A 26,192-nucleotide genomic window follows, 5' to 3' on the forward strand; every position below is an offset into this window, starting at 1 on the left:
CTCCAACGGGTTTGCCCTGCATTAACGACGCTAAGAATCCTCCACCGTCATAGCTTCAGGTATCCGCAAGGTGCGCCAGGTGATCAGCATCGCAACGAGCGCCAGGCCGAAAGCGGCCCATGACACCAGCCCCACACCACCCTCAAACGCCAACGCCGCTTGCGACATCAGCGTCTGCGCTTGCTCAGCGGATAACCCGGCGGCGACAGAAAGTGCGCCGGAGAGCGTCGCGCTCGCCGACATAAACTGAATGTCGTTCAAGAAGGCCGGCAGTTGCAAAGCGCCGCGATAGTAGGCCGTGACCAGACCGCCAAGCAGTGTAGTGCCCAGCACGACGCCCACTTCATACGCGGTCTCACTGATTGCGGAGGCTGCGCCTGCCTTCGCCGGCGGCGCGGCAGACAAAATCACATCGTTGGTCACTGTCGTAATCGCGCCCACCCCGATATTTAGCAAGGCGAACGCTGCCACCCATACCGCCAGACTGCCGCCCATGCTCGCCACCAACAGAAACGCCGCGCCGGCGAATCCAGTCAGGATTGGAATCAGGACATGCACAGGCACACGTTTCGCAATCGGCACGACAGCCATCCCGACGATGATCGCCATGATTTGCCCGGGCACGAGCGCCAGACTCGCACTCAGCGGCGACATCTGCAGAACGATCTGCAAGTACTGAGTGGTGAAGAAAACAAAACCTACTAGAAAGGCGAGGCTCATCAGATTGATCAGAATTGAGCTGCTGAAAGCGCCATTGCGAAACAGGCTCAAGTCCATCAACGGCTCAGCAAGGCGCGACTGACGCCGCACGAACATCCAGCCTGCTAACAGTCCAATCAGAAACGTGATCAACACGACCTCGTCGATACCGTCACTGGCGCCACGCTTGACGCTGTAAACAATAGCTCCCAACGCGACCATCGATTGCACAATGCTCACTGGATCCAGCGACCCTGACGCATCCCGCTCCGACTCAGGCAGAAACAGCGGCCCCAAAACCAATAACGGTATCAGCACAGGCACCGCCAATAGAAAAATGGCGCCCCAATCAAAGAACTCCAGCAGCACCCCGCCGACCAAAGGCCCTAACGCCGAACCCACCGTCAATGTTGTCGCCCAGATCGCCACGGCCAGTCGGCGCTCGTCGCGATCTTCAAACACCCAGCGTATCAACGCTAAAGTCGAGGGCATCAGCATTGCGCCGAAAATACCCATACAGGCACGCCCGATGATCAGTTGCATGGCTGTTTCGGAATAGGCAGTCAAAACAGAAACGACAGCAAAACCGAAGGATCCCGCGAGCAGTAATTTTCGATGCCCGACCCGGTCACCCAAGCTGCCCATCGACACCAGCAAACCTGCCAGCACCAACGAGTAGGCATCGATCATCCACAGTTGCTGACTAGCGGTTGGGTGCAACGCTTCGGCGATTTTTGGCAGTGCGAATCCCAACACCGTGTTGTCAACGGTCACCAGCAACACTGGCAGCATCAGAACCGCAAGACTCATCCAGCGCGTTTTACTTGCAGGCTTTGCTATCAACACCACGGGCAATTCTCCTTATTGCCAAAAATGGTTCCACGGCAATGCCGTGAAACGCCTCTCCTGCACTCATCCCTGGCAAGAGCCCGTCAGTTCAGCAGTGAATACACCTTCTGACAAACGCTCATTTGTTTCAGTTTGCATCCCAAGAACAAGGTCAGAGACCGTGTCTTTTTTCGGCACAAAAAAACGCCCCGAACCGGTCGGGGCGTTTTTTGGCCTTCACACAAATGACATCGTGCGAAGGTGCTACAAATGGATCAAGCGCTCTTAGTAAGCCTTGCCAGTCTTGTAGAAGTTCTCAAAGCAGAAGTTGGTCGCTTCGATGTAGCCTTCAGCACCACCGCAGTCGAAACGCTTGCCTTTGAACTTGTAGGCCATGACGCAGCCGTTCTGGGCTTGTTTCATCAGGGCGTCGGTGATCTGGATCTCGCCGCCTTTGCCTGGCTCGGTTTGCTCGATCAGGTCGAAGATGTCCGGGGTCAGGATGTAACGACCGATGATCGCCAGGTTCGAGGGAGCGTCTTCCGGCTTTGGCTTCTCGACCATGCTGTGAACGCGGTAAATGTCATCGCGGATCATCTCGCCAGCGATTACGCCGTATTTGCTGGTTTCCTGCGGATCAACTTCCTGGATGGCGATGATCGAGCAGCGGAACTGCTTATACAGTTTGACCATCTGGGTCAGGACGCCGTCGCCATCAAGGTTGACGCACAGGTCGTCCGCCAGTACCACGGCGAACGGTTCGTCACCGATCAGCGGACGGCCAGTCAGGATCGCGTGGCCCAGACCTTTCATTTCGGTTTGCCGGGTGTAGGAGAACGAGCACTCGTCGAGCAGCTTGCGGATACCGACCAGGTATTTCTCTTTGTCGGTGCCTTTGATCTGGTTTTCCAGCTCGTAGCTGATGTCGAAGTGGTCTTCCAGAGCGCGTTTGCCACGACCGGTAACGATAGAAATTTCCGTCAGACCAGCGTCCAGAGCTTCTTCAACGCCGTACTGGATCAGTGGCTTGTTTACCACCGGCAGCATTTCTTTAGGCATGGCTTTAGTCGCTGGCAGGAAGCGAGTACCGTAACCGGCTGCTGGGAACAAGCATTTCTTGATCATATAAGTCCTTGAAAAGGCTGTGTGTACGAGTTTCGGCGCAGTCTAATCAGGCGGCGTGCACCTTACAATGCCCCGCGCTGGCTAACCGATGCCATCATAGAGAAATATTCTGGCGGATAGTTCCGCTGGCATCATCGAGCAGCGAAATCAGCGTAGCTCAAAGAATCTACCACCATACGCGCATCATCACCCAGCGCCAGCATTTGCCGGTATCATGGCGCCTTTGAAACAGCGAACGAGACAGATAGATGGCCGAACCAAAAATCATCAACGGGTACACCGTCGGCAAGGGCAAAGATGGCCAATGGCACATTACTGCCACCAATGGCGAGGATGTTTCCGGGCCGCTACCTACCGAAGCAATGGCGATTGAGGTGGCCTCGGTGCTCGACTACACCCCTCCTGCGCCTAAGCGTCGCGGCAAAAATCAAGACTGATTGACCGCGTTACGCCATAAGCCCTGCCAATACGCAGGGCTTTTTTGTGTCCACGTGCAAACAAGTGGCCAATCGCTATAACCTTTTCACGCCGGCGCTGTCAGAGCGTCTAGTCCCCCTACTCGCTGAAGACGACACCTATGAACATAAACAATTTTTTGCCACTGATTGCAGTACTGGCATTGGCCGGCTGCGCCACCTCTGAGCCGACGTACCTGAAAACCGGTGAACAGGGTTTGACCATCGATTGCTCCGGCGAAGCCAATTCCTGGGCCACCTGCTATGAAAAGGCTGACGCCTCCTGCGCCGGCACCGGCTACCGCATCGTTGGCACCGACGGCACACCGCAGCCAAAAGAGAGCGACAAAACGCTGGGCGTTGACGTCGGCAACTACAAAACCCGCAGCGTCGTGGTGGTCTGCAAATAATCGCTACATGTGAATTTCGGCGAACTTGATCCCGAGGCCGCGCACGACTTCGATCAAGTCATCGAGTTTGCTGAACGATTCGACTTCGTCGTTATCGTCGACCAGAAAATAGCTGCGACCGGCGCTTTTCTTGAAAAAGACAATCCATTCACCCGAGTTCGCCGGGTTCTGGATGACATGGGTGGCAGAGATAAGGCCCTCTGCATGGCGCTCCCGCACTTGCTCTCGCTTCATCGCGACTCCAGAAATGAAAATGCCGCCACAGCATGACTGTGGCGGCATTGATGCTGATGACGGTTAGTCTATCAGCCAGAGATGCAGGCGTTGGCCGCGTTACGCACATCACGAGGGCGTACCGGCACATTGGACATGCGCTCGTGCAGCTTGATGCTGCTGCCGCCGGAGCGGTCTTCGATGTCAAACACCGCTGCCGCACCCGTCGACAATTTGCCCGGGACGATCACCTGGACGCCGTCCTTCTTCGGCTGCACCTGCAGCGCACCACGGCTGTCAGCCAGCTTTTCCGCCAGGCACTGCGCATACTCATGGGGCTTCTTGCCAGAGATCACGCTCATGGTCGGCAGCGTTTCGTTGATTTCAGAAACATTCGCGCAACCACCCAAAGCCAAAACCAACGGCAGACACACCACACCCCACTTCATACAAATCCTCCTTTAAAGACCGTCCGACAGCACAAATGCCGTTTTTCTCCGAGGTCTTCTGCATTTAACCTGCATCCAATCGCGAATATCTGTTCAAAATTGTCAAACCAACGCCCGACGGCCAGATAATAACCCGTGCGGGCTGATAAACTGCGCCCAATCGACAAGCTATCGTTTTGATTTTGTAGAAAAAGCCCTTCTGGAGGCGCCCATGAAATTTATTCACCAGCGCGAGCACCTCAACGAAGACGACATCGTCGTCATCCAGTGCTCGCAAACCTGCAACATCCGTCTGATGAACGACGCCAACTTCCGCAGCTTCAAGAACGGCGGCCGTCACACCTACCACGGCGGCGCTTTCGACACGTTTCCGGCCCGCATCACCGCACCGAGCACCGGTTTCTGGAACATCACCATCGACACCGTCAACCGCCGCCCGATCAGCGTGACCCGCAAGCCGACCCTGACGCACTCGATCAAGATCATCCGCCGCTCCAGCACCAAACTGAGCTGAGCCGATCCCGCCAACGCACACAGGTAAGCATGAACGTGGCCCAAACGACCAAATACGTCATCAAGTACAAGCTCAATGGCGAACGCCGCTTTGAGTTCGCGCAGTTGGAAAACGGCACCGCCGAAGAAGCCAAGGCTGCACTCGATGCCCTACATGACAGCGAAGATGTGATCAGCGAAATCAGCGTCAGCAAAGCGTTGTAAGGCGCCGCTGCGAATTCGATCGCAAGCGGCGGAGTGTTCTGCCGCAGGGATGTGTCTAGCCTGATCACCTCGACTTTGCGTCCAGGAATCAGCATGCCAATGTCCCCTGCCCGACTGAATTCGCTCGACTGGTCAGCGCTGGAGCAGCAACTGGATCAGGATGGTTTTGTCATCATCCGCTCCCTGCTGCTTGGCCAGACGTGTGATCGTTTGAGTGACTTGTACCCGCAGACCGAACCGTTCCGTTCGCAGGTCATCATGGCCCGCCACGGCTTCGGTCGCGGCGAATATAAATACTTCCGCTATCCATTGCCCACAGCCGTAGAACGGCTGCGCACAGCGTTGTATCCGTATCTCGCGCCGCTAGCGAATCGCTGGCAAGCGCGCATGAATCTGCCCGAGCGGTTTCCGACGACGCACGCTGAATTTATTCAGCAATGTCACGCCGCCGAACAGACGCGCCCTACTCCGCTGTTACTGCGCTATGGCCCGCAGGACTACAATTGTCTGCATCAGGACGTGTACGGCGAACGGTTATTTCCGCTGCAAGTGGCGATTCTTCTGTCAGAGCCTGGCGAAGATTTCACCGGCGGCGAGTTGGTTTTGACCGAACAGCGCCCACGCATGCAATCACGCGTTCACGTCATGGATCTGAAAAAAGCCGACGCCTTGATCTTCGCGGTGAACCAACGACCGGTCAAAGGCGTACGCGGCGACTATCGGGTGACCATGCGTCACGGCGTCAGTCGCCTGCACAGTGGAAATCGGCATACCCTAGGCATCATCTTTCACGACGCATTGTGAACACCATGCAACCGAGCAACTTCGACCTGTTCGCTGACAACGAACCGCGACAACAGCCTCGCGCAGACCAGATCGGTGAACAATCGTGGGTGCTGAGGGGTTTCGCGCTGCCTGTTGTCGATCAACTTCTACCGGCACTGGAAAACGTACTTGAAGCCGCGCCATTGCGCAGCATGATGACGCCGGGCGGATTCAGCATGTCCGTCGGCACCAGCAGTTGTGGCGCTTTGGGCTGGATCACCGATCGCAGTGGCTACCGTTACTCCAGCGTCGACCCGCTCAGTGGAGCGCCATGGCCAGCAATGCCAGAGGCCTTTGCTGAATTGGCCCATTCAGCCGCCACCCAAGCCGGTTTTCCTGATTTTGTGGCAGATTCCTGCCTGATCAATCGCTATATCCCCGGCGCCAAAATGTCTTTGCATCAGGACAAAGACGAAAATGCCTACGCCGCGCCGATCGTTTCTCTGTCACTGGGTTTACCGGCGATGTTCCTGTTCGGCGGTTTTGCCCGCAGCGACAAGACCCAACGTGTTCCGTTGCTGCACGGCGACATGGTGATTTGGGGCGGCGTCGATCGGCTGCGCTTTCATGGCGTGTTACCGATCAAACAGGGTCGACATCCACAACTCGGTGAGCAGCGGATCAACCTGACCTTTCGCGTAGCCGGATAAGCTTAAGAGTTTGACCGCAAGGCCCGGAGTGTTGTCCTCGCCGGCGCTGGATAACCTGAATCAAACAGGCCAACGGATTAACCTTCATGAAAACGCTTTCGACCCACCTCAACATCGAAAACGATCCACGCTGGGCCGCCGTCGTTGCCCGCGACCCACGGGCGGACGGGCAGTTTGTCTACGCAGTGAAAACCACCGGCATCTATTGCCGCCCGAGTAGCCTGGCGCGCCTTCCAAAACCACAGAATGTGGAGTTTTTCGACAGCGCTGCCGAGGCTGAAGCGGCGGGTTATCGGCCGAGTAAGCGCGCCGGTAAAGATCAGACGGAGGTCAACGCTCAACACGCGAAGACGGTGGCGCAAGCCTGTCGGCAGATTGAGTCGTCTGAAACGTTACCGACGCTGAATGACCTCGCGGAAACAGCAGGCTTGAGTCCATTTCATTTCCACCGCGTGTTCAAAGCTTCTACCGGACTCACCCCGAAAGGTTACGCCGCCGCGCATCGCTCGCGCAGGGTGCGTGAACGCTTGGCGGACGGCGGCTCGGTGACCGATGCGCTGTATGACGCGGGTTTTAATTCCAATAGTCGTTTCTATGAATCAGCCGATCAGGTGCTCGGCATGAAACCCGGTGATTACCGCGCGGCCGGGCAGAACAACGATATCCGCTTCGCTGTCGGCGAATGCTCGCTCGGGGCGATTCTGGTGGCGCAAAGTGATCGTGGGGTTTGCGCGATTCTGCTGGGGGACGATCCGCACCAATTGGTGTGTGATTTGCAGGATCAGTTTCGCCGCGCCAATCTGATTGGTGCCGATAGCGATTTTGAACAGTTGATCGCAAAAGTCGTGGGGTTTATTGAAGCGCCGGCCATTGGCCTCGACTTGCCGCTGGACGTCAGAGGCACGGCATTTCAGGAGCGAGTCTGGCAAGCGCTGCGGGAAATTCCTGCGGGCAGCACTGCCAGTTATTCCGAGATTGCCCTGCGCATCGGCGCGCCAACGTCGATGCGCGCGGTGGCTCAGGCCTGTGGTGCGAACCGGTTGGCGGTAGCGATCCCCTGTCACCGTGTGGTGCGCAGCGACGGCAACCTCTCCGGTTACCGTTGGGGCGTCGAACGTAAGCGCCTGTTACTGGATCGCGAAACGCAGTCCTAGAGTCGGCTGATTCTCAGCGATTGACGTCGACCACCACCCGGCCACGAATGCGCCCGGCAAGCAACTCAGGCGCAGCATTAATCGCCTCGCTTAAAGCGATTTCATGGCTGATCAGGGGCAACAAGGCGAAATCCAGATCTTTGGCCAGACGTTCCCAAGCCTGCACGCGACGGGCCTTGGGTTGAGTCACGCTGTTGACGCCCGCGAGGGTCACGCCGCGCAAAATGAACGGCGCAACCGAGCCCGGGAAGTCCATACCCTGCGCCAATCCACACGCGGCGACGGTGCCTTCGGAACGCGTACTGGCGCAGGCGTTGGCCAATGTATGGCTGCCGACCGAATCAATCACCGCCGCCCAGCGCTCCTTCGCCAATGGCTTACCCGGCTCGGACAGGGTTGCACGATCGATGATTTCGCTGGCGCCGAGTTGCTTTAAATATTCGTGCTCAGAAGCCCGGCCAGTGGACGCCACCACGCGATAACCCAAGGTGTTCAGCAGCGCAATGGCAAAGCTGCCGACGCCGCCATTGGCGCCAGTCACCAGCACCTCGCCTTGCTCCGGGGTCACGCCATTATGCTCGAGAGCGAGAATGCACAGCATCGCCGTGTAACCCGCCGTGCCAATGGCCATGGCTTGTGCAGCGGTGAAGGCTTCGGGCAACGGAATCAGCCAATCGCCATTGAGTCGCGCTTTCTGCGCCAGACCACCCCAATGGGATTCGCCGACGCCCCAGCCGTTGAGCAGCACCTTGTCGCCGACTTTATAGTCGGGATGCGAACTGGCTTCGACGGTGCCCGCCAGATCAATCCCCGGCACCATCGGAAACTTGCGCACCACCGGGCTGCTGCCGGTAATTGCCAGACCGTCCTTGAAGTTCAGTGTGCTGTAGGCCACCTGCACCGTGACATCGCCGTCGGGCAATTGATCTTCATTGAGTTGCTGCAGGTCGGCGCGGTAACCGCTGTCGTCTTTGTTGATCACAATGGCGTTGAACATGAGTGCCCTCGCATGGCTGGATGTTGAAATGTCGTGCCTTGAAATACCACATCGCAACACGTTGCCACACTCGACTTTGTGTCTGGCTTAAATTTCATCGGGTAATTTCATTGTCGGCGTCTATGCTTTTTCGACTACCCTGCTGATCTTGGCCAAGCCCTCTAGAATCACCTTGTCGATGGAGTTGACGATGTCTCACCCGCGTTCTCTTGTAGTGATGCTGATGCTCAGTCTGCTGGCATTTGGCAATGCGTGGGCGGCGCCTGCCCCGGCTGCTGATGCGGCAACATCTGCAGCACCGAGTGAGCCGGCGTGGCCACAAGTCATTACCAGCGGCAAATCGAAATTGACTGTGTACCAACCGCAACTCGACAGTTGGGACGGTTACACGCTCAACGCTCGCGCGGCTGTCGAAGCTACCGGCGCTGATGGCAAATCCACTTACGGCATCGTCGAGTTCAGCGCCCACACCCTGGTCGACAAGGCCACGCGTTGGGTCGCGCTCGATCAATACAAAATCATCAAAGCCGATTTCCCGGCCGATGCCAGTCAAGCAGACACTTGGGCGGCAGCGCTGCAAAAAGACGCCGACAAGCGCAAGAAAACCATTTCCCTTGATCAGCTCGAAGCCGCTGTCGGCGTATTGTCGGCAGAACAGAAGGCAGACAGCGCTCCGCTGGAAAACAACCCGCCGACCATCATCAGTTCCGACGTCCCGGCGATGCTGGTTTACATCGACGGTGATGCGGCGTATCGGCCGGTGGAAGGCACGTCGCTGCAACGAGTGATCAATACTCGCCCGCTGCTGCTCAAGGACGAACAAGGCAAACACTATCTGCACGTGTTTGATGGCTGGATGGTCGCAGACCAGATCAACGGTGATTACACACGTCTGGCAAAACCGCCCGCCGATCTGGAAAAAGCCAAACAGGCCGCCATCAAAAGCCGTCAGGTCGATCTGCTGACCGGGCAAAGTGATCCGAAAGACAAGATCCCCAGCCTGGCCAAACCGCCGCAGCCGAAGATCTTCATTGCGACCACGCCTACCGAGTTACTGGTAACTGATGGCGCGCCGCAATGGCTGCCGATTCAGGGCACCGGCCTGCTCTACGTCAGTAACACCACCGGACATATCTTCAAGGAAATCGGCGATCAGAACAGTTATGTGTTGATCTCCGGGCGCTGGTTTCGCGCCAGCGACATGAAGGGCCCATGGACGTTTACCCCGGCGGATAAACTGCCGGCAGACTTCGCCAACATTCCCGACGACAGCCCGAAAGAGAACGTCAAAGCCTCGGTCGCCGGCACTCCGCAGGCGAAAGAAGCGGCGATTGCCGCGACCATTCCGCAGACCTCGGCGATCAAGAAAAGCGCGGTGAAAATGACCGCACCGCAGTTCGATGGCGAGCCGCAGCTCAAAGCGATCAACACCACGCCGTTGCAATATGTAGTCAACAGCGCCACACCGATCATCCGGGTCGACAACAACAGTTGGTACGCCGTGGAAAATGGCATCTGGTTTACCGCCACCTCGGTGAACGGCCCGTGGGTCGTGGCCAGCTCGGTGCCGGCAGTGATCTATTCGATCCCGCCGAGTTCGCCGATGCATTACCTGACTTACGTGAAAGTCTATGAGTCCAGCGGCGATACCGTGGTGGTCGGTTATACCCCGGGTTATCAGGGCTCCAATATTGATCCGGTGACTAATGTCGTGGTTTACGGCACCGGTTATCCGTACACGCCGTGGGTCGGTAGCGTCTGGTACGGACCGCCGGTGACTTACGGTTTCGGCGTCGCGATCCGCTACACCCCGTGGACTGGATGGACATTCGGATACGGTTTCGGCTGGAGTTGGGGCGGCAGCACCGTGGCGATGGGCTGGGGCTGGGGCGCTTATCCGTGGTGGGGAAATTACGGTTGGGGTTACGCCTGGGGCCCGCGCTTGTATCCAGCGCCACTGGCCTGGGGCGGCGCTGCTTATGGTTATCGTGGCGGCGCAGTGGCGTGGGGCCCGGGCGGATGGGCCGGCACCACCGGCAATATCTATCATCAGTGGGGTGACCGCGCGACCGTCAGCCGCTACGGCGCCGGTTACAACGCCTGGACCGGCAATCGCTGGGCAGGTCAGGTCGGCTCCTCCTACAACTCGCGCACCGGTGTGGCGGCCGCCGGTCAACGCGGCGCGGTACACAACGTCTACAACGGCAATTACGCGGCCGGCCGCAGCGGTGCAGTCGTCGGGCCGAATGGCGGCGCTATCGCCGGCGCGCGCCTGACAGAGGGTAATACGCGCACTGGTACGCAGGTCACTGCCAATCGCGGCGCGGTGTACAACCCTAATACCGGCAAGACCACCCAATATGGCGCTATCCACGGCCGCAACGGTGGCGCAGCGCAGGTCGGCAACAACGTTTATGCCGGGCGCGACGGCAACGTCTACAAAAAAACCGACAGTGGCTGGCAATCGATGGTCGGCGGTGGTGGCAGCACACGCGCGGCGCCGCTGAACAACAACCCACAGCTGCAAAATCTCAATCGCGATTCCGCTGCGCGTAATTTCGGCAACCAGCGCACCAACAACTTCCACAACTCCTCGCAATTCATGAATCACTCCTTCGGTGGTGGTGGAGGCGGCGGATTCCATCGACGTTAACGGCTTGTGAATTTCGGACTGGCCCTGAGTCCGGTTTTGCTGTTAAAAAACCGGCTCAGCCGTCCCTGCCCGTTTCAACGTTCGGAGTACCGCTTTCATGAGCCAATGGCCAGACACCCGCATTCTTGACCTGTTCGGCATCGAGTTGCCGATCATCCAGGCCCCGATGGCCGGCGCCACGATCTCGTCGATGGTGATTGCCGTGTGCAACGCTGGAGGCTTGGGTTCGATGCCCGCCGCGATGTTGAGCATCGAGCAGTTACGTGAAGAACTGAAAACAATCCGCGAGCACACCGACAAACCTTTCAACGTGAATTTCTTCTGCCATCAGCCACCGGCAGCCGATGAACAGCGCGCGCGTGATTGGAAGAATTTGCTGGAGCCTTATTACCGCGAACTGGGCGTCGACTTTGATGCACCGACGCCGGTGTCCAACCGGGCGCCGTTTGATGCGGCCGCTTGCGAGGTGCTGGAAGAGTTTCGCCCCGACGTGGTGAGTTTCCACTTCGGTCTGCCGGAAAAATCTCTGCTGGATCGGGTCAAGGCTACAGGCGCGAAAATCATCTCCTCGGCCACCACCGTCGATGAAGCCGTGTGGCTGGAGCAAAACGGCTGCGACGCGATCATTGCCATGGGCTATGAAGCCGGTGGCCATCGCGGGATGTTTCTCAGCGATGACCTGAGCAGTCAGGTCGGCACCTTTGCTTTGGTACCGCAGGTGGTTAACGCGGTGATGGTTCCGGTGATTGCGGCCGGTGCGATTGCCGATGCTCGCGGGGTGGCGGCGGCGTTCATGCTCGGTGCGTCAGCGGTGCAGGTCGGCACAGCGTATCTGTTCACCCCGGAAGCGAAAGTCAGTGCCTCGCATCACAAGGCTTTGCGTACAGCCAAGGAAAGTGAGACGGCCGTCACCAACATTTTCACCGGGCGCCCGGCGCGTGGGATTCTCAACCGTGTGATGCGCGAACTCGGGCCGATGTCGGCGAAGGCGCCGGCCTTTCCTTTGGCTGGTGGCGCGCTGATGCCGCTGCGAGCGAAGGATGATGCGCAGTTTGCCAATCTTTGGGCGGGTCAGGCGTTTACGCTGGGGCGGGACGTCAGTAGTGCGGAATTGACGAGGCAGTTGGCTGAGGGGGCGTTGGCGAAACTTGTGAGGTAGCGGACGGATTTCGCAGTAATTGGAAAGAGGGCGTGCTGCGCGCGCCAACGGGGATAAATCCCCTCGCCACAGGGGAGTGTTTCGCTATATATTTCGCTATATAGCGAAACCACCCTCGCATCGGCGCAGTCCACCTCCAACAATAACTGCCCTCTGCACTTGCCAACAACGGAGCTGTTACATGACCACTCGTGCCTCACGTTTTGCCCCAACTTGCCTGGCCGCTTTGCTGGCGACCTTCGCCATCGGGGCTGCTCAGGCTGATGAAGTGCAAGTGGCAGTTGCTGCCAACTTCACTGCACCGATTCAAGCCATCGCGGCAGATTTCGAAAAAGACACCGGGCACAAACTGGTCGCAGCCTACGGCGCCACTGGCCAGTTCTATACCCAGATCAAGAACGGAGCGCCGTTCGAAGTGTTCCTCTCGGCCGATGACACTACCCCGGAAAAACTCGAGAAGGAAGGCGATACCGTTAAAGGCTCGCGCTTCACCTACGCCATCGGCACCCTGGCGCTGTGGTCGGCAAAAGAAGGCTATGTCGATGCCAAAGGCGACGTGCTGAAGAAGAACGAATACCAACATCTCTCTATCGCCAACCCGAAAGCCGCACCTTACGGCCTGGCCGCCACCCAGGTGCTGGAAAAACTGAAACTGACCGAAGCCACCAAAGCCAAAATCGTTGAAGGCCAGAACATCACTCAGGCCTACCAGTTCGTTTCCACCGGCAACGCCGAACTGGGTTTTGTAGCGCTGTCGCAGATCTACAAGGATGGCAAAGTCAGCAGCGGTTCGGCGTGGATCGTTCCAGCCAGCATGCACGACCCGATCAAACAGGACGCCGTAATCCTCAACAAAGGCAAAGACAACGCCGCCGCCAAAGCACTGGTTGAATACCTCAAAGGCCCGAAAGCCGCTGCGGTGATCAAGTCTTACGGCTACCAGCTCTAAATGTCGCTGACGAGTGCCGATTTCGCGGCGATCTGGCTGACCCTGAAACTGGCGTCCCTGACCACCGCGATACTGCTGGTTGTCGGCACTCCGATTGCCCTGTGGTTGTCGCGCACCCAATCGTGGTTGCGCGGCCCGATCGGGGCGATCGTCGCCCTGCCCCTCGTGCTGCCGCCGACCGTTATCGGTTTCTATTTGTTGCTGATGATGGGGCCGCACGGTTTCCTCGGCCAGTTCACCCAGTGGCTCGGGCTTGGCACGTTGACGTTCAGCTTCACCGGACTGGTCATTGGCTCGGTGATCTATTCCATGCCGTTCGTGGTGCAACCGTTGCAAAACGCGTTCTCGGCGATCGGCACCCGCCCATTGGAAGTGGCGGCGACCTTGCGCGCCAATCCGTGGGACACATTCTTCAACGTGATTCTGCCGCTGGCCCGTCCCGGTTTTATCACGGCGGCGATCCTCGGATTCGCGCATACCGTCGGTGAATTCGGCGTCGTGCTGATGATCGGCGGCAACATTCCTGACAAGACCCGCGTGGTCTCGGTGCAAATCTACGACCACGTCGAAGCCATGGAATACGCGCAGGCCCATTGGCTCGCCGGTGCCATGCTGGTGTTCTCGTTCCTCGTGTTGCTGGCGCTCTATTCCAGCCGCAAAACCCGCGCAGGCTGGAGCTGATCGATGATCGAAGCACGTCTGAAAATCGCTTATTCGGGCTTCAGCCTGGATGTCGATCTGCATTTGCCCGGGCGCGGTGTTTCCGCGTTATACGGACATTCCGGCTCGGGCAAAACCACCTGCCTGCGCTGCATTGCCGGCCTGGAACGCGCCGAGCAAGGCTTCGTGCAAATCAACGACGAAATCTGGCAAGACAGCGACAACGGCATTTTCGTCCCGCCGCATAAACGCGCGTTGGGTTATGTGTTTCAGGAAGCCAGTCTGTTTCCGCATCTGTCGGTGCTGGCCAACCTGCAATTCGGCCTCAAACGTATCGCCAAATCGCAGCGCCGGGTTGATCTGGCACAAGCCACCGAACTGCTCGGCATCGGCCACTTGCTCGAACGCCATCCGCAGCATTTGTCCGGCGGTGAACGCCAGCGTGTCGGCATCGCCCGCGCACTGCTGACCAGCCCGAAACTGTTGCTGATGGACGAACCCCTCGCCGCCCTCGACAGCCAACGCAAAAGCGAAATCCTGCCTTATCTGCAACGGTTGCATGACGAACTGGATATTCCGGTGCTGTACGTCAGCCACGCGCAGGACGAAGTCGCGCGACTGGCCGACCATCTGGTGTTGCTCAGCGACGGCAAGGCGCTGGCCAGCGGCCCGATTGGCGAAACCCTAGCGCGTCTGGATCTGCCGATGGCAATGGGTGATGACGCCGGGGTAATCATCGAAGGTCAGGTCAGCGCTTACGATGCGCAGTACCAACTGCTGAGCCTGCAACTGCCTGCCACCGAAATGAACATTCGTGTCACTCACGAACCGATGACCGTGGGTCAAGCCTTGCGCTGCAAGGTTCACGCGCGCGACATCAGTCTGGCGCTGCACAATGACGCCTCCAGCAGCATTCTCAATCGCTTGCCGGTCACGGTTGTCAGCGAACAAGCGGCGGACAATGCCGCCCATGTGCTGATTCGTCTCGATGCCGGGGGCACCCCACTGCTCGCGCGCATCACCCGCTACTCGCGCGATCACTTGGCGATCCAACCGGGCCAGCAACTCTGGGCGCAAATCAAGGCAGTTGCAGTGCTCGCATAAATCATTCGGCACCACGGCGAGAGCGCGCGGTCAATCGTTTTACAGACCGCCGCGCCACTTAAGGAAGTCGCCATGTCCGAAACCGAGCTGACCGATGCACTGCCATCCGACCTGCACTACGTCGATGACACGCAGCCCGGCATCACCCGCAAAAAACTGCGCGGCAAGTTCGCCTATTTCGAGCCGTCCGGTCAGCGCATTACCGACCCGGACGAAATCAAACGCATCAACGCCCTCGCGGTTCCGCCGGCCTATGTCGATGTGTGGATCTGCGCCGACCCGCGCGGTCATCTGCAAGCCACCGGCCGCGACGCCCGTGGTCGCAAGCAATATCGCTATCACGCTCGCTGGCGCGAAGTGCGCGATGCCGACAAATATTCGCGGCTACGCGAGTTCGGTCTGGCGCTGCCAAAACTACGCAAACAACTGGAAACACTACTGGCCGCGCCCGGCTTTAGCCGCGATAAGGTTATGGCCACGGTGATCACTCTGCTCGACGCCACGTTGATTCGCGTCGGCAACACGCAATACGCCCGCGACAATCGCTCTTACGGGCTGACCACCCTGCGCAGTCGCCATGTCGAAGTGAATGGCAGCGCGATCCTCTTTCAGTTTCGCGGCAAGAGCGGCATCGAACACCAGATCACCGTCAAGGATCGACGCCTCGCGCGGATTATCAAACGCTGCCTGGAGCTCCCCGGACAGAATCTGTTTCAGTACCTGGACGAACACGGCGAGCGCCACACCGTCAGTTCTTCCGACGTCAACAGCTACCTGCAAACCCTGACCGGCGCCGATTTCACCGCCAAGGATTACCGCACCTGGGCCGGCAGCGCCTTGGCCTTGGCGGTGTTGCGTGAACTGCAATGGGAGTCGGAAACCGAGGCCAAACGGCATGTGGTCGACATGGTCAAAGGCGTCGCCAAACAGTTGGGCAACACGCCAGCGGTGTGCCGCAAGTGCTACATCCACCCCGCCGTGGTAGAAAAATTCATGCTCGGTGCCCTCGCCGAATTGCCGCGACCTCGCGTACGCAAGGGGCTGCGCAGTGAAGAAGTGGCCTTGGCGATGTTTCTCGAACGGATGAGCGAGATGGCCGTCGCACCTTGATCGTCCGCGCATCGTCGTCTAGGCTAGCCACCTTCCCCTCTTCAGGATGACCGCAGAAGTGAACAATCAGGCCTTCTAAAAATGTAATCGCGACAGTCGCCGCTTGGCGTTTGTCAGTCTTCACGACATTTTTTGGAGGTGCCGATGACTCACGTCTCGCGTACGCCTGCCCTCGTCTCGCTCAATCAGCTGAGTTTCCAATTCGCCAATGGCGAGACGATTTTCAACGCACTGAATCTGCAGTTCGATCATGTCCCGACCGCGATTGTCGGTCGCAACGGTGTCGGTAAAAGCCTGCTCGCGCGCCTGATTGCCGGGCAGCTACAGCCCACCTCCGGGAGCGTATCAAGCGCAGTGCCTGTGATGTACGTACCCCAAACATTTGTCGGCGCCCCTGGCCAAACGGTGGCGGACGCGACGGGTACAGCCCAAGTACTTGAAGCACTGCAGCGCCTCGACCAGGGCAATGCCAGCGCCGACGATTTCGACATCATCGGCGATCGCTGGGATTTGCCGGAACGTTTACGGCAGATGCTTGATGAGTGCGGACTCACCGATATCGCTGATACCGACCTCACCGAAAACCTCAGCGGCGGCCAACAAGTCAGAATCGCCCTGATCAAAGCGCTGTTGAGCCAGGCGCAATTGCTGGTGCTGGATGAGCCAACCAATCATCTGGACAGCGCCGGTCGCCAATGGCTGCTGAGATCACTACAACACTGGCGCGGCGGTCTGATCGTCATCAGTCATGATCGACAGTTGCTGGAGCGGATGCAGCGGATCGTCGAACTGACGCCGTTGGGCGTAAATGTTTTCAGCGGCTCCTACTCAGCCTTTACCGAACAACGAAGCCTGCAACACGCAGCCGCTCAGTCACACCTCGACCAAGCCAGAACCGAACGCCAGCGCGAGCGTTCCCGCCTGCAACGCGAGCACGACACGATCCAGCGCCATGCCGCCAACAGCCGGCGCAATGCGCAAACCGCGAACGTTTCCAGCATCGAACGCGCCGGGATGAAAGGCGCGGCGCGGGACATCATGGGACATGTGCGCGTTGGCCATCAGGCGCGTAAATCCGATCTCGATAACCGCGTGCGTGAGGCGTTTGCAAAGGTGCTGCCCGAAGACAGCGTGCTGATCAATCTTCCGGGCAGCGTGGTGCCGAACAGCCGCCAAGTCTGCACGCTCGTGGACGCGTGTCTGCCGTGGTTATCGCCGGTGAGCCGACTGAGTCTCGCGATCCAGGGGCCGATGCGCATCGCCGTCAGTGGTCCTAACGGCTGCGGTAAATCGACCCTTCTGAACATGCTCGCCGATGAACTGGAACCGGCCAGCGGTACCTGCACGACTCATGTACCGCTGGCGTTCCTCGATCAACAACTGCGTCTGCTTGATGACGCAAACTCCATTGTTGACCAGTTGCTGGCTCAGCAAACTCCGTTGAGCGAAGGCACCCTGCGCAGTTATCTGGCGCACCTTCAACTAAATGCCCAGCGTGCGACCCAGCCCTGCGCTTTGCTCAGCGGCGGCGAACGCCTGAAGGCTGCACTGGCATTGGCGTTGTGGCGCCAGACTCCGGCGCAATTGCTCTTGCTTGATGAACCGACCAATCATCTGGATCTGGCCTCGGTGGAAGCTTTCGAACAGTCATTACAGAGTTTTCCCGGCGCCATTGTCGCGGTTTCCCACGACCAGACGTTTCTACAAGCGTTGAATCCAAGCCATCGGCTAACGTGGCAGCCAAGCGGTTGGCTGCTGCAACCGACGAGTTGAGCTGACTATTTTTTGCACGATTGCCACAGGCTTCTATAGTTGATCTGACACGAATCAGCTGCGGTGACGCCATGGAAGACATTTTCGTTGTGAAGCGTTGCAACAAGATCATCATTCATGGTCGGCGCGCCGAGGACAGCCAGCACGAACCCGCCGAAGCCATCGGCTGGTTTCGCATTTGCGATACACGCACAGGCGGTTTCATCGGCGATGGCTACGACCGGGAGGAAGACGCACGGCGCGAATGCCTGCGCCTCAACGCAGCGAGTTCGATATTGCCGGCTCGCGAATCGTCAGCCTGATGCTGATCATTTGCGGGTCTATACTGAAACCAGCTGAGGGAGCAGCGCCCCAACGGCATAAAGCTCGCAGTTCGCGGGCTTTTTGCTGCCGCTCAGCGGTTTCACCGAACGGAGGTGTTCCATGTCCGAAAAAGAGTCCATCACCACCCTCCTCACCTTGCTCGACGCCCGGCAGGCGCGCCTCGCGGCCGCTTGCAAAGAGATCGCCGACTGGGTTGATCATCAAGGCGGTCACCCCACCGCCCTGCGTATTCGCGATCGTCTGAATGACATCGAGAAAGACGCGCCGTTGATTCGCAACACGCTGTCGGCGCTCAGACCCATTGACCGGCCTCTGCCACGGTTTAGATAACAAACGCGAATAGCACGAACGCCCCGCTGCGACTTTCGATCGGGGCTCTAGAGCGGCGACGGCTGTGTTACCGAGGGATTATCTGTCCGGCGTTTATATTTTCCTCGTTGATTTGTTTATTTTCACAAAATCATGACATCTGCGCGCCTACAGTGAAATCACTCCTTTGGAGATCACACTTAACGCCCGCCCGCATGCGGGTGTTTTTTTGCCTGAAATTTGGCTCGGCGAACACCTGCGGCTATCAGTGGTCACAATTTAGTACACGTCACAAAGGAGACGATTCATGGTTATCCATTTCAACGTCGATGGTCATTTAGCCTGCGGGCATAAAGGCAAACATCTCACTGCCAGCCGCGAACTCAATCGCGTGAAGTGCCGCAGCTGCCGTAATACCGATGCGTACAAGCAAGCCAGAAAAGATCAGCGTAACGCGGCTCGACGCGCAACACGCCAGGCCAAAACCACACACCACGCCGTCAACTGGCGCTCCTCATGGGTAGAGCGTTTGGCTGCGATGCCGGGGCGTCAACGCCTGCCTCGCGGCTTTGCCGGACAAGCCTTCGTTTAGTCCGCAATAAAAAATGGGCCGGCGAGTGCCGGCCCATTGCTTACTAGTTGTTGCCCTGAACATCCTTCACGGTCTTTAAAGCCCGATTCGTTAAATCAATACACTTCTGTTTGTCGCCTGCCTTTTGCGCGGCCTCGGCATCTTTACGGTCTTGCTGGATATTGCCCAAAGCAGGCTGTCCCATCACTGCCGTCTGTTTGAGGTCGTGCAGTTTCTGCAAGTTAATGGCGCACAAGTCATCAGCGGCAAACAGCGGTGTTGCAACAACCAAAGACGCGAAGAACAGACCTAATCGTTTCATGACGAATTCCACCTGTTTGGACTTGGGAATTTGACTATAGATGCTGAATTGAAAGAGCGACGGCCAAGGCATATGAAACGCCGAAACAAACAGCCGAACACTAATCCAGCGGCTTGCCGGCGGTCTCCTTGACCCTCATCAAACCGATCAAGGTCAGACCGACGCAGAACATCATGTACAGGGCTGGCGCGTTGTTATTGCCCGTCAGCCCGATAAGCCCGGTGGCAAAAAACTGCGCAAAGCCGCCAAAAACAGAGACGCCCAAGCAATAAATGATCGACAACCCGGTCGCACGAATCGCCCGTGGAAACAGCTCGGTCACCAGCACCAGTGTCGGCACGGTAATCAGCACCAACAGAAACGTGGTGACCAATGAAACGGCCAACAGTGTTATCAGCGTCGGATACAGATTCATCAACATAAAAGCCGGATAAATCAGCAGCAGCATCGGAACGCAGCCCAGCGCAATCGTGCGCCGCCGACCGATGCGATCACTCAACCGCCCCGCCCAGATCGACAGGCTGATCTGCACCAGCGCGCCAAGACAGGCAGCCGTCGTGCCCATGGTCATCGGCAGATGCAGGACAGTCACGGTGTAGTTGGTCATGTAGTCGAGCACGATATAGCTGGATGCCGTGCTGCCGATCACCAGCAACACACCGCTGACGACAGTGCGCCGATAGTCCCGGAAAATGACTCGCAGACTGGACGTCGCCTCACTGCCCTCTGGTGTTTCAGCGGCGGTTTCCTTCAAGTGACGGCGGATGTAGATGCCGACCGGGATCACCAACATCCCCAACACAAACGGCAGACGCCAGCCCCAGCTTTCCAGTGCCTCGGCGCTCAAGGAAGAACTGAGCGCCAGTGCCACCAGCGCGCCGAGCATGAAGCTCAATCCCTGACTGAACAGCTGCCAACTGCCATAAAAGCCACGGCTGCGATCGTCAGCGTATTCCATCAACATCGCTGTGGAGGCGCCCACTTCGCCACCGATCGCAAAGCCCTGAACCAGCCGCGCCAGCACGATGATCACCGGCGCCGCGATGCCGATCTGCGCGTACGTCGGCGCAATCGCAAACATCAACGAACCCAGCGCCATCAGCCATAACGTCACCATCATTGCCGGTTTACGCCCAACGCGGTCGGCGTAGCCGCCCAGCACCAGACCACCAATCGGGCGCATGCCGAAGCCGACACCAAAGGTTGCCAGTGACAGCAGCAATTGTCCTAACGTGCTTTCGACCGGAAAAAACTGCCGACCAATGAGCGTGGCAAAAAAGCTGTAAACAGAAAAATCGTAGAACTCCAGCCCGGAACCGATGGTGATCGCGGCAATGGCACGCGCGCCAAGCGGTTTTCGAACTGAAGAAGTCGCAGGTATTGCGCTGGAAACAGATGCAGACATCGGGTGAACTCCTCAAAGATCGATCACGAATCAGCGCAGAAAGGTTTCGACCAGGCGCACCCAATAGCTCGCCCCTGTCGCGAGGCATTGATCGTTGAAGTCGTAACCCGGGTTGTGCACCATGCAGCCACCCTCGCCGTCCCCGTTGCCAATCAGCAGGTAGCAGCCGGGGCAGCGCTGCAACATGACGGCGAAATCTTCGCTGCCGGTCAGCGGTTGCAGATCGCGGATCAGCCCCTCCTCACCCAGCCAGTCGACGGCAACCTGTCGGGCAAATTCGGTGCTTTCGGCATGGTTGATCAACGGCGGAAAACGCTGGGCCTGATCGACGACGACAGTGGCACTCGCGCCGAAGCTTGTTGCCTGCGCTTCAGCCAGGTCGGTGATTCGTAAGATCAATTCGTCGCGGACTTCAGGTTTCAGTGCGCGCACGCTCAGTTGCAGTTCGGCGTGATCGGCAATGACATTCGGGGCAATGCCGGCGTGGAAGGAGCCGACGGTGACCACGGCAGTGTCGAGCGGATTAACGTTGCGCGAGACGATGCTTTGCAGCGCCATGACAATCGCAGCGCCGACAAACAACGGATCAATGGCTTTGTGCGGCATCGCGCCATGCCCGCCAATACCGTCGACTCGAATGGTCACGGTATCGGTGGAGGCCATGAACGGCCCCGGTAAAAAACCGAGCTTGCCGACCGGCAGGCCCGGCATGTTGTGCATCGCAAACACTGCATCGCAGGGAAACAGCTCGAACAAGCCGTCATCCAACATGCGTTGCGCGCCGCCATCGCCCTCTTCTGCGGGCTGGAAAATCACTACCAGCGCGCCATCGAATTCGCGACTGTCGGCCAGATGTCTGGCAGCCGCGAGCAGCATCGCAGTATGACCGTCGTGCCCGCAGGCATGCATCACGCCATCGTGTCGGCTGGAATACGCCAGGCCCGTTTGCTCAACAATCGGCAAGGCGTCCATGTCGGCACGCAGGCCGATCATTTTACTACCGCTGCCGTTGCGCAACAGTCCAACGACGCCGGTGCCCGCCATACCGCGATGCACCTGATAGCCCCATTCTTCAAGTTTTCCGGCAACGAGGTCGGCAGTGGCGAACTCCTCAAAGCTCAATTCTGGATGGGCATGAATGTGTTGCCGCAGCGCAATCATTTCTTCCTCGATCGCGCGGATACCGGGCAGCGCAGGCAGGTCGATCATCACGTACTCCTCATTTTTTAAAGTCTTGTTTTCGGGTGTTCCGCTGATAGGCTGCGATGCTAATCAGTTGGCGATGGCCGTGGCAGTCGCAAAAAGCGGGGGCTGAAACCCGCTGGTTTACACCTTTGACTGGGAGAAGTGATGAAGCTGCATCAATTGCGCGCGCTGGTGATGACCGCCGACTGCGGGAGCATTCGTGCTGCCGCGCGGCAACTGGGTGTCTCGCAGACCTCAGTCGCCAAAGCGTTGCGTGAGCTTGAAGAACACCTGCATTTGCCACTGCTGGTGCGCAATGCCAACGGCGTAGTGCTGACCCAATACGGACAGTCTCTACTGCAACATGCGCGGCAGATGCTCAGTCAACTGGAGCGCGCGCAACTGGAACTCGCGCATCTGAGCCACGAGGCGCAAGGCCAGTTAAGGTTGGGGATCTCGCCTTGGATGGGCATGACGTTATTGCCGGAAGTGGTGATGCTGTTTCGTCAACGCATGCCAAAAGTGCGTCTGGAGATTTTCGAGGGGTTGATGGCGGTGGCGCTGCCAAGATTGCGTGACGGCACGATGGAATTTGCGGTTGGCCTGGTCTCATCGCTGCTACCGCGACCGGAGTTCGTCAGCGACCCCCTCTTTGCCTATCAGATGGCGGTCGTTGCCCGCCGCGAGCATCCACGGCGGCACAGCCAATCCATTCATGAATTGCTCGATATGGATTGGGTGGTGAACTACCCGGATGCCAGTCACGAAGGCCTGATGACCGAACTGTTCTGGCAACACGGTGCGCAGATCGATATGCAACACATCCACCGCGCCCACTCGCCTCAGCTGACGTTATCGATGATTGAGCAAACTGACATGCTCAGTTACTTCCCCGAGCCGATGTTGACCGTGCCGATGTATGGCGAGCGTGTAGCGCGACTGCCGCTGAAGGAAGCGTTTGCGACTGACACGATAGGCATCGTCACCACCCGCAATGTGCAGTTGGGCGTGGCCGCTCAGTGTTTTGTTGAATGCCTGACGCAGGTTATCCGCCGTCGCGCGCGTTCGGCGCGCAAAGAGGATGTCCAGTTGTTCGATACGCTGGAATTGTTGATCTGAATACTCGGCGGGTTTTTCTGGGCACAAAAAAGGGCTTGCATGAGATATGTCATGCAAGCCCTTGATATTCATGGTGCCCGAAGCCGGAATCGAACCGGCACGCCCTTACGAGCGGGGGATTTTAAGTCCCATGCGTCTACCAGTTTCGCCATTCGGGCGGTAGCGCGGTGTTGCTGTCTCCGACTGTTCAGTCGCGATCCTGACAGGATGCAGGCTTGAACAGCCGAGCGGGAAATATATACATCACTCCCCGGTGAAGCAAGTTCGCATTGGCTGTTTTATAGACTAAATCTTACAGCGCAGTGCAAATAAAAAAGCTCCGTAAATCATGGATCTACGGAGCTTGTTTATAGTGGAGGCCGAGGTCGGAATCGAACCGGCGTAGGTGGATTTGCAATCCACTGCATAACCATTTTGCTACTCGGCCTCAAAACGTTTGCTATCAGTAGCACAACAACAAACGCGTTTTAAACTTGGAGCGGGAAACGAGACTCGAACTCGCGACCCCGACCTTGGCAAGGTCGTGCTCTACCAACTGAGCTATTCCCGCTTGGTGATGCGCATTCTATAGAATTAAGAAGCTCCGTCAACCCCTTGATTCAAAAAAGTTTTATTTCTTTTCAACATCGGTCTTCAGATGTGGCCAGGCAGCGCGAAGGTATTGAACCATCGACCACAACGTCAGGCCTGCGGAGATCATCAACAGCGAATAACCCAGAATGACCCAAAAGGTAAAGTCCTTCGGATTGGCCAACAGGATCACCAGTGCGAGCATTTGTGCGGCGGTTTTCCATTTGCCGAGATTGGACACGGCGACATGCGCGCGAGCACCCAGCTCGGCCATCCACTCACGCAGTGCCGACACGACAATCTCGCGACCGATGATAACGGCGGCTGGCAGAGTCAACCACAGGTTGCCGTGTTCTTGCACCAACAACACCAATGCGACGGCGACCATCAGCTTGTCGGCAACCGGGTCGAGGAAGGCGCCGAATGGCGTGCTTTGCTCCAGGCGACGGGCCAGATAACCATCCAGCCAGTCCGTTGCAGCGGCAAAGGCAAATACCGAAGCGGACGCCATGTAGCTCCACTGGTACGGCAAATAGAACAGCAAAATGAAGATCGGGATAAGCAGGACGCGTAGAACGGTAATCAGATTAGGGATATTCATCGGCACAACTGGCTACGAGGTGAGGGGGCATTCTACTCGCTATGCAGGTTCGCATAAATCGACTCTGCGAGCTTTTTACTGATCCCCGGGGCTTTGGCGATCTCTTCGATGCTGGCACGAGTCAGCTCCTGCAATCCACCAAAATGTTTGAGCAAATCTCGACGGCGGGTAGGCCCGACACCGGCAACGCCTTCCAGCGTTGAGGTACGCCGGGTTTTGCCGCGACGTGCGCGGTGCCCGGTAATTGCAAAACGGTGCGCTTCGTCGCGGATCTGCTGGATCAGATGCAGCGCCGGTGAGTCGCCGCGCAGCGTGAACTCGTGCGCCGCATCATTCAGATACAGAGTTTCGAAACCAGCCTTGCGCGTTGCGCCTTTTGCAACGCCAAGCAAGATCAGATCCGGCACCGCCAATTCGTTGAGCACGTCACGCGCCATCGACAACTGACCTTTGCCACCATCCACCAGCAGAATGTCCGGCAGCTTGCCCTCGCCTTCCTTCAGCTTGCTGAAGCGTCGGGTCAAGGCCTGGTGCATGGCGGCGTAATCGTCGCCCGCTGTCACACCTTCGATGTTGTAGCGACGGTAATCGGATTTGATTGCGCCTTCCGGGCCGAACACCACGCATGATGCGACGGTTGCTTCGCCACTGGAGTGACTGATGTCGTAGCACTCCAGACGCTGCGGCGGCTCGTCCAGATTGAGCACTTCGGCCAATGCTTCGAAACGCGCAGCGGTGTGTTGACGGTTGGCCAGACGCGCACTCAGTGCCTGTTCGGCGTTGGTGACGGCCAATTGCTGCCAGCGCGCTCGCGTGCCACGCACCCGGTGGCTGATGGCTAATTCACGCCCGCGCAATTTGTGAATGGCTTCGATCAGCGTCGGGAAATCTTCGTGGACGACGTTGACGATCAACTCGCTCGGTAGATCGCGTTCCGGGCTGCTGATGAAGTACTGTCCGAGAAACGCCGCCATGACCTCAGAGACGTCTTCTTCAATCCCGACTTGCGGGAAGAAATTCTTGCTGCCGAGCACGCGCCCGCCACGGACACTGATCAGATGCACGCAGGCACCGCCCGGGTTGACGAACGCAGCAATGACGTCGATATCGCCCGTACCGCCTTCCATGCTTTGCTGATCCTGAACCCGGCGCAGCAAGGCGATCTGATCGCGCAATTCGGCGGCGCGCTCGAATTCGAGATTGATCGCTGCCTCCTCCATCGCCGTCGAGAGTTCATTGGTCAGCGCGTGGCTACGCCCTTCAAGGAACATCACCGAGTGACGCACATCTTCGGCGTAGACCTCAGGCTCGACCAGGCCGACGCACGGCGCTTTGCAGCGTTTGATCTGATATTGCAGGCACGGACGGGTGCGGTTCTTGTAATAGCTGTCTTCGCACTGACGGACGAAAAAGGTCTTTTGCAGCAGGCTGAGGCTTTCGCGAATCGCCCCGGCGCTCGGATATGGCCCGAAATATTTGCCTTTGGCCTTTTTCGCGCCGCGATGAATGCTCAGACGCGGGAACTGGCCGTCCGACAAAAACACGTAGGGATAGGATTTATCGTCGCGCAACAGAATGTTGTACGGCGGCCGCCATTCCTTGATCAGCGTCTGCTCGAGTAGCAGCGCCTCGGTTTCGTTGGCGGTGATGGTCGTTTCGACCTGAGCGATACGCCCGACCAGCGCAGCGGTTTTTGGCGCCAGCCCGGTCTTGCGGAAATAACTGGCCAAACGCTTCTTGAGGTTCTTGGCCTTGCCGACATAGAGCAGGCGCGCATCGCTGTCGAACATGCGATAAACGCCGGGGCGCCCACTGACGGTGGAGAGAAAGGCGCCGGAATCGAATACTTCTGTCAT

28 protein-coding genes and 3 tRNA genes are annotated in these 26,192 nt (G+C 58.1%); 18 read left to right on the forward strand and 13 right to left on the reverse strand.

The genetic code is table 11. The annotated features are described in order from the left end of the window. Positions 1–30: 30 nt before the first annotated feature. Both AD669_RS13150 and galU read right to left on the reverse strand, forming a co-directional pair. Complete coding sequence (locus AD669_RS13150; RefSeq protein ID WP_256218853.1) at positions 31–1,548, reverse strand: MFS transporter; 1,518 nt, start codon at positions 1,546–1,548, stop codon at positions 31–33. Positions 1,549–1,812: 264 nt separating this feature from the next. Beyond that, positions 1,813–2,652 (reverse strand): UTP--glucose-1-phosphate uridylyltransferase GalU, encoded by an 840-nt coding sequence (galU, locus tag AD669_RS13155; protein WP_053120371.1) that lies wholly within the window; start codon positions 2,650–2,652, stop codon positions 1,813–1,815. Positions 2,653–2,900: 248 nt separating this feature from the next. Here galU and AD669_RS13160 point away from each other — a divergent pair, with 248 nt between their 5' ends. Both AD669_RS13160 and AD669_RS13165 read left to right on the forward strand, forming a co-directional pair. Continuing rightward, positions 2,901–3,089, forward strand: a complete 189-nt coding sequence (locus AD669_RS13160) for a hypothetical protein (protein WP_053120372.1) — start codon at positions 2,901–2,903, stop codon at positions 3,087–3,089. A gap of 140 nt (positions 3,090–3,229) precedes the next feature. Then, positions 3,230–3,517, forward strand: a complete 288-nt coding sequence (locus AD669_RS13165) for a hypothetical protein (protein WP_053120373.1) — start codon at positions 3,230–3,232, stop codon at positions 3,515–3,517. A gap of 3 nt (positions 3,518–3,520) precedes the next feature. On the opposite strand, the gene AD669_RS13170 is transcribed toward AD669_RS13165, so the two are convergent. Both AD669_RS13170 and AD669_RS13175 read right to left on the reverse strand, forming a co-directional pair. Further along, positions 3,521–3,751: a hypothetical protein gene (locus tag AD669_RS13170; RefSeq protein ID WP_053120375.1), complete on the reverse strand. Its 231-nt coding sequence runs from the start codon at positions 3,749–3,751 to the stop codon at positions 3,521–3,523. Between the two features lie 71 nt (positions 3,752–3,822). Next, positions 3,823–4,179, reverse strand: coding sequence for a hypothetical protein (locus tag AD669_RS13175; RefSeq protein ID WP_053120376.1), 357 nt, complete (start codon positions 4,177–4,179; stop codon positions 3,823–3,825). A gap of 211 nt (positions 4,180–4,390) precedes the next feature. Here AD669_RS13175 and AD669_RS13180 point away from each other — a divergent pair, with 211 nt between their 5' ends. The 5 genes from AD669_RS13180 to ada all read left to right on the forward strand — a co-directional run bounded on the left by AD669_RS13180 (position 4,391) and on the right by ada (position 7,525). Next, the gene (locus AD669_RS13180; protein ID WP_007946189.1) at positions 4,391–4,693 is read left to right on the forward strand and encodes a DUF1883 domain-containing protein; all 303 of its coding nucleotides are present in this window, start codon (positions 4,391–4,393) and stop codon (positions 4,691–4,693) included. A gap of 29 nt (positions 4,694–4,722) precedes the next feature. After that, entirely contained in the window at positions 4,723–4,896 is a 174-nt protein-coding gene (locus AD669_RS28460; RefSeq protein WP_156316150.1) for a hypothetical protein, read from the forward strand. 93 nt (positions 4,897–4,989) lie between these two features. Continuing rightward, complete coding sequence (locus tag AD669_RS13185; RefSeq protein WP_053120377.1) at positions 4,990–5,700, forward strand: 2OG-Fe(II) oxygenase; 711 nt, start codon at positions 4,990–4,992, stop codon at positions 5,698–5,700. 5 nt (positions 5,701–5,705) lie between these two features. Next, a complete protein-coding gene (alkB, locus tag AD669_RS13190; RefSeq protein WP_053120486.1) occupies positions 5,706–6,371 on the forward strand; it encodes a DNA oxidative demethylase AlkB in 666 nt (221 codons plus the stop codon). Between the two features lie 86 nt (positions 6,372–6,457). Then, complete coding sequence (gene ada / locus AD669_RS13195) at positions 6,458–7,525, forward strand: bifunctional DNA-binding transcriptional regulator/O6-methylguanine-DNA methyltransferase Ada (protein WP_053120378.1); 1,068 nt, start codon at positions 6,458–6,460, stop codon at positions 7,523–7,525. Positions 7,526–7,538: 13 nt separating this feature from the next. Here the strand turns inward: ada and AD669_RS13200 are convergent, their stop codons facing one another. Continuing rightward, positions 7,539–8,522, reverse strand: coding sequence for an MDR family oxidoreductase (locus tag AD669_RS13200; protein ID WP_053120380.1), 984 nt, complete (start codon positions 8,520–8,522; stop codon positions 7,539–7,541). Positions 8,523–8,712: 190 nt separating this feature from the next. On the opposite strand from AD669_RS13200, the gene AD669_RS13205 reads away from it, so the two are divergent. The 10 genes from AD669_RS13205 (at position 8,713) to AD669_RS13250 (ending at position 19,155) form a co-directional block, all read left to right on the forward strand. After that, on the forward strand, positions 8,713–11,175 hold the full coding sequence (locus tag AD669_RS13205; RefSeq protein ID WP_053120382.1) for a hypothetical protein: 2,463 nt from the start codon (positions 8,713–8,715) through the stop codon (positions 11,173–11,175). A gap of 97 nt (positions 11,176–11,272) precedes the next feature. Then, positions 11,273–12,334 (forward strand): nitronate monooxygenase family protein, encoded by a 1,062-nt coding sequence (locus AD669_RS13210; RefSeq protein ID WP_053120384.1) that lies wholly within the window; start codon positions 11,273–11,275, stop codon positions 12,332–12,334. Positions 12,335–12,515: 181 nt separating this feature from the next. Then, positions 12,516–13,283 carry a molybdate ABC transporter substrate-binding protein gene (gene modA, locus AD669_RS13215; protein WP_053120386.1) on the forward strand — a complete coding sequence of 256 codons (768 nt, stop codon included), beginning with the start codon at positions 12,516–12,518 and terminating at the stop codon, positions 13,281–13,283. Next, complete coding sequence (modB, locus tag AD669_RS13220) at positions 13,284–13,964, forward strand: molybdate ABC transporter permease subunit (protein ID WP_053120389.1); 681 nt, start codon at positions 13,284–13,286, stop codon at positions 13,962–13,964. Between the two features lie 3 nt (positions 13,965–13,967). After that, positions 13,968–15,047, forward strand: coding sequence for a molybdenum ABC transporter ATP-binding protein (gene modC, locus AD669_RS13225; protein ID WP_053120391.1), 1,080 nt, complete (start codon positions 13,968–13,970; stop codon positions 15,045–15,047). Positions 15,048–15,119: 72 nt separating this feature from the next. After that, a complete protein-coding gene (locus AD669_RS13230) occupies positions 15,120–16,157 on the forward strand; it encodes a DNA topoisomerase IB (RefSeq protein WP_053120393.1) in 1,038 nt (345 codons plus the stop codon). Positions 16,158–16,301: 144 nt separating this feature from the next. Beyond that, positions 16,302–17,930 carry an ABC-F family ATP-binding cassette domain-containing protein gene (locus AD669_RS13235; RefSeq protein WP_053120395.1) on the forward strand — a complete coding sequence of 543 codons (1,629 nt, stop codon included), beginning with the start codon at positions 16,302–16,304 and terminating at the stop codon, positions 17,928–17,930. Positions 17,931–18,001: 71 nt separating this feature from the next. Beyond that, positions 18,002–18,232: a hypothetical protein gene (locus AD669_RS13240; protein WP_053120397.1), complete on the forward strand. Its 231-nt coding sequence runs from the start codon at positions 18,002–18,004 to the stop codon at positions 18,230–18,232. Between the two features lie 121 nt (positions 18,233–18,353). Beyond that, positions 18,354–18,584: a hypothetical protein gene (locus AD669_RS13245; protein ID WP_053120399.1), complete on the forward strand. Its 231-nt coding sequence runs from the start codon at positions 18,354–18,356 to the stop codon at positions 18,582–18,584. Positions 18,585–18,870: 286 nt separating this feature from the next. Beyond that, the gene (locus AD669_RS13250) at positions 18,871–19,155 is read left to right on the forward strand and encodes a hypothetical protein (protein WP_053120401.1); all 285 of its coding nucleotides are present in this window, start codon (positions 18,871–18,873) and stop codon (positions 19,153–19,155) included. Between the two features lie 43 nt (positions 19,156–19,198). Here AD669_RS13250 and AD669_RS13255 read toward each other — a convergent pair whose 3' ends face one another. From AD669_RS13255 to AD669_RS13265, 3 genes are all read right to left on the reverse strand, one after another. Further along, positions 19,199–19,456: a hypothetical protein gene (locus AD669_RS13255; protein WP_053120488.1), complete on the reverse strand. Its 258-nt coding sequence runs from the start codon at positions 19,454–19,456 to the stop codon at positions 19,199–19,201. A gap of 100 nt (positions 19,457–19,556) precedes the next feature. Then, positions 19,557–20,861, reverse strand: coding sequence for an MFS transporter (locus AD669_RS13260; RefSeq protein ID WP_053120403.1), 1,305 nt, complete (start codon positions 20,859–20,861; stop codon positions 19,557–19,559). A gap of 30 nt (positions 20,862–20,891) precedes the next feature. Beyond that, on the reverse strand, positions 20,892–22,070 hold the full coding sequence (locus AD669_RS13265) for a M20 aminoacylase family protein (RefSeq protein WP_053120404.1): 1,179 nt from the start codon (positions 22,068–22,070) through the stop codon (positions 20,892–20,894). Between the two features lie 141 nt (positions 22,071–22,211). On the opposite strand from AD669_RS13265, the gene AD669_RS13270 reads away from it, so the two are divergent. Beyond that, complete coding sequence (locus AD669_RS13270; RefSeq protein ID WP_053120407.1) at positions 22,212–23,165, forward strand: LysR substrate-binding domain-containing protein; 954 nt, start codon at positions 22,212–22,214, stop codon at positions 23,163–23,165. 71 nt (positions 23,166–23,236) lie between these two features. On the opposite strand, the gene AD669_RS13275 is transcribed toward AD669_RS13270, so the two are convergent. The 5 genes from AD669_RS13275 to uvrC form a co-directional block, all read right to left on the reverse strand. Continuing rightward, positions 23,237–23,323 (reverse strand) — tRNA-Leu (locus AD669_RS13275). A gap of 195 nt (positions 23,324–23,518) precedes the next feature. Continuing rightward, a tRNA-Cys gene (locus tag AD669_RS13280) sits at positions 23,519–23,592 on the reverse strand. A 47-nt stretch (positions 23,593–23,639) separates the two neighbouring features. After that, positions 23,640–23,715: transfer RNA gene (locus AD669_RS13285), tRNA-Gly, on the reverse strand. 60 nt (positions 23,716–23,775) lie between these two features. Continuing rightward, positions 23,776–24,336: a CDP-diacylglycerol--glycerol-3-phosphate 3-phosphatidyltransferase gene (gene pgsA / locus AD669_RS13290; protein ID WP_053120408.1), complete on the reverse strand. Its 561-nt coding sequence runs from the start codon at positions 24,334–24,336 to the stop codon at positions 23,776–23,778. Positions 24,337–24,368: 32 nt separating this feature from the next. After that, positions 24,369–26,192: an excinuclease ABC subunit UvrC gene (gene uvrC / locus AD669_RS13295; protein WP_053120410.1), complete on the reverse strand. Its 1,824-nt coding sequence runs from the start codon at positions 26,190–26,192 to the stop codon at positions 24,369–24,371.

Source organism: Pseudomonas sp. P1.31 (assembly GCF_001269815.1).
Lineage (GTDB): Bacteria > Pseudomonadota > Gammaproteobacteria > Pseudomonadales > Pseudomonadaceae > Aquipseudomonas > Aquipseudomonas rustica.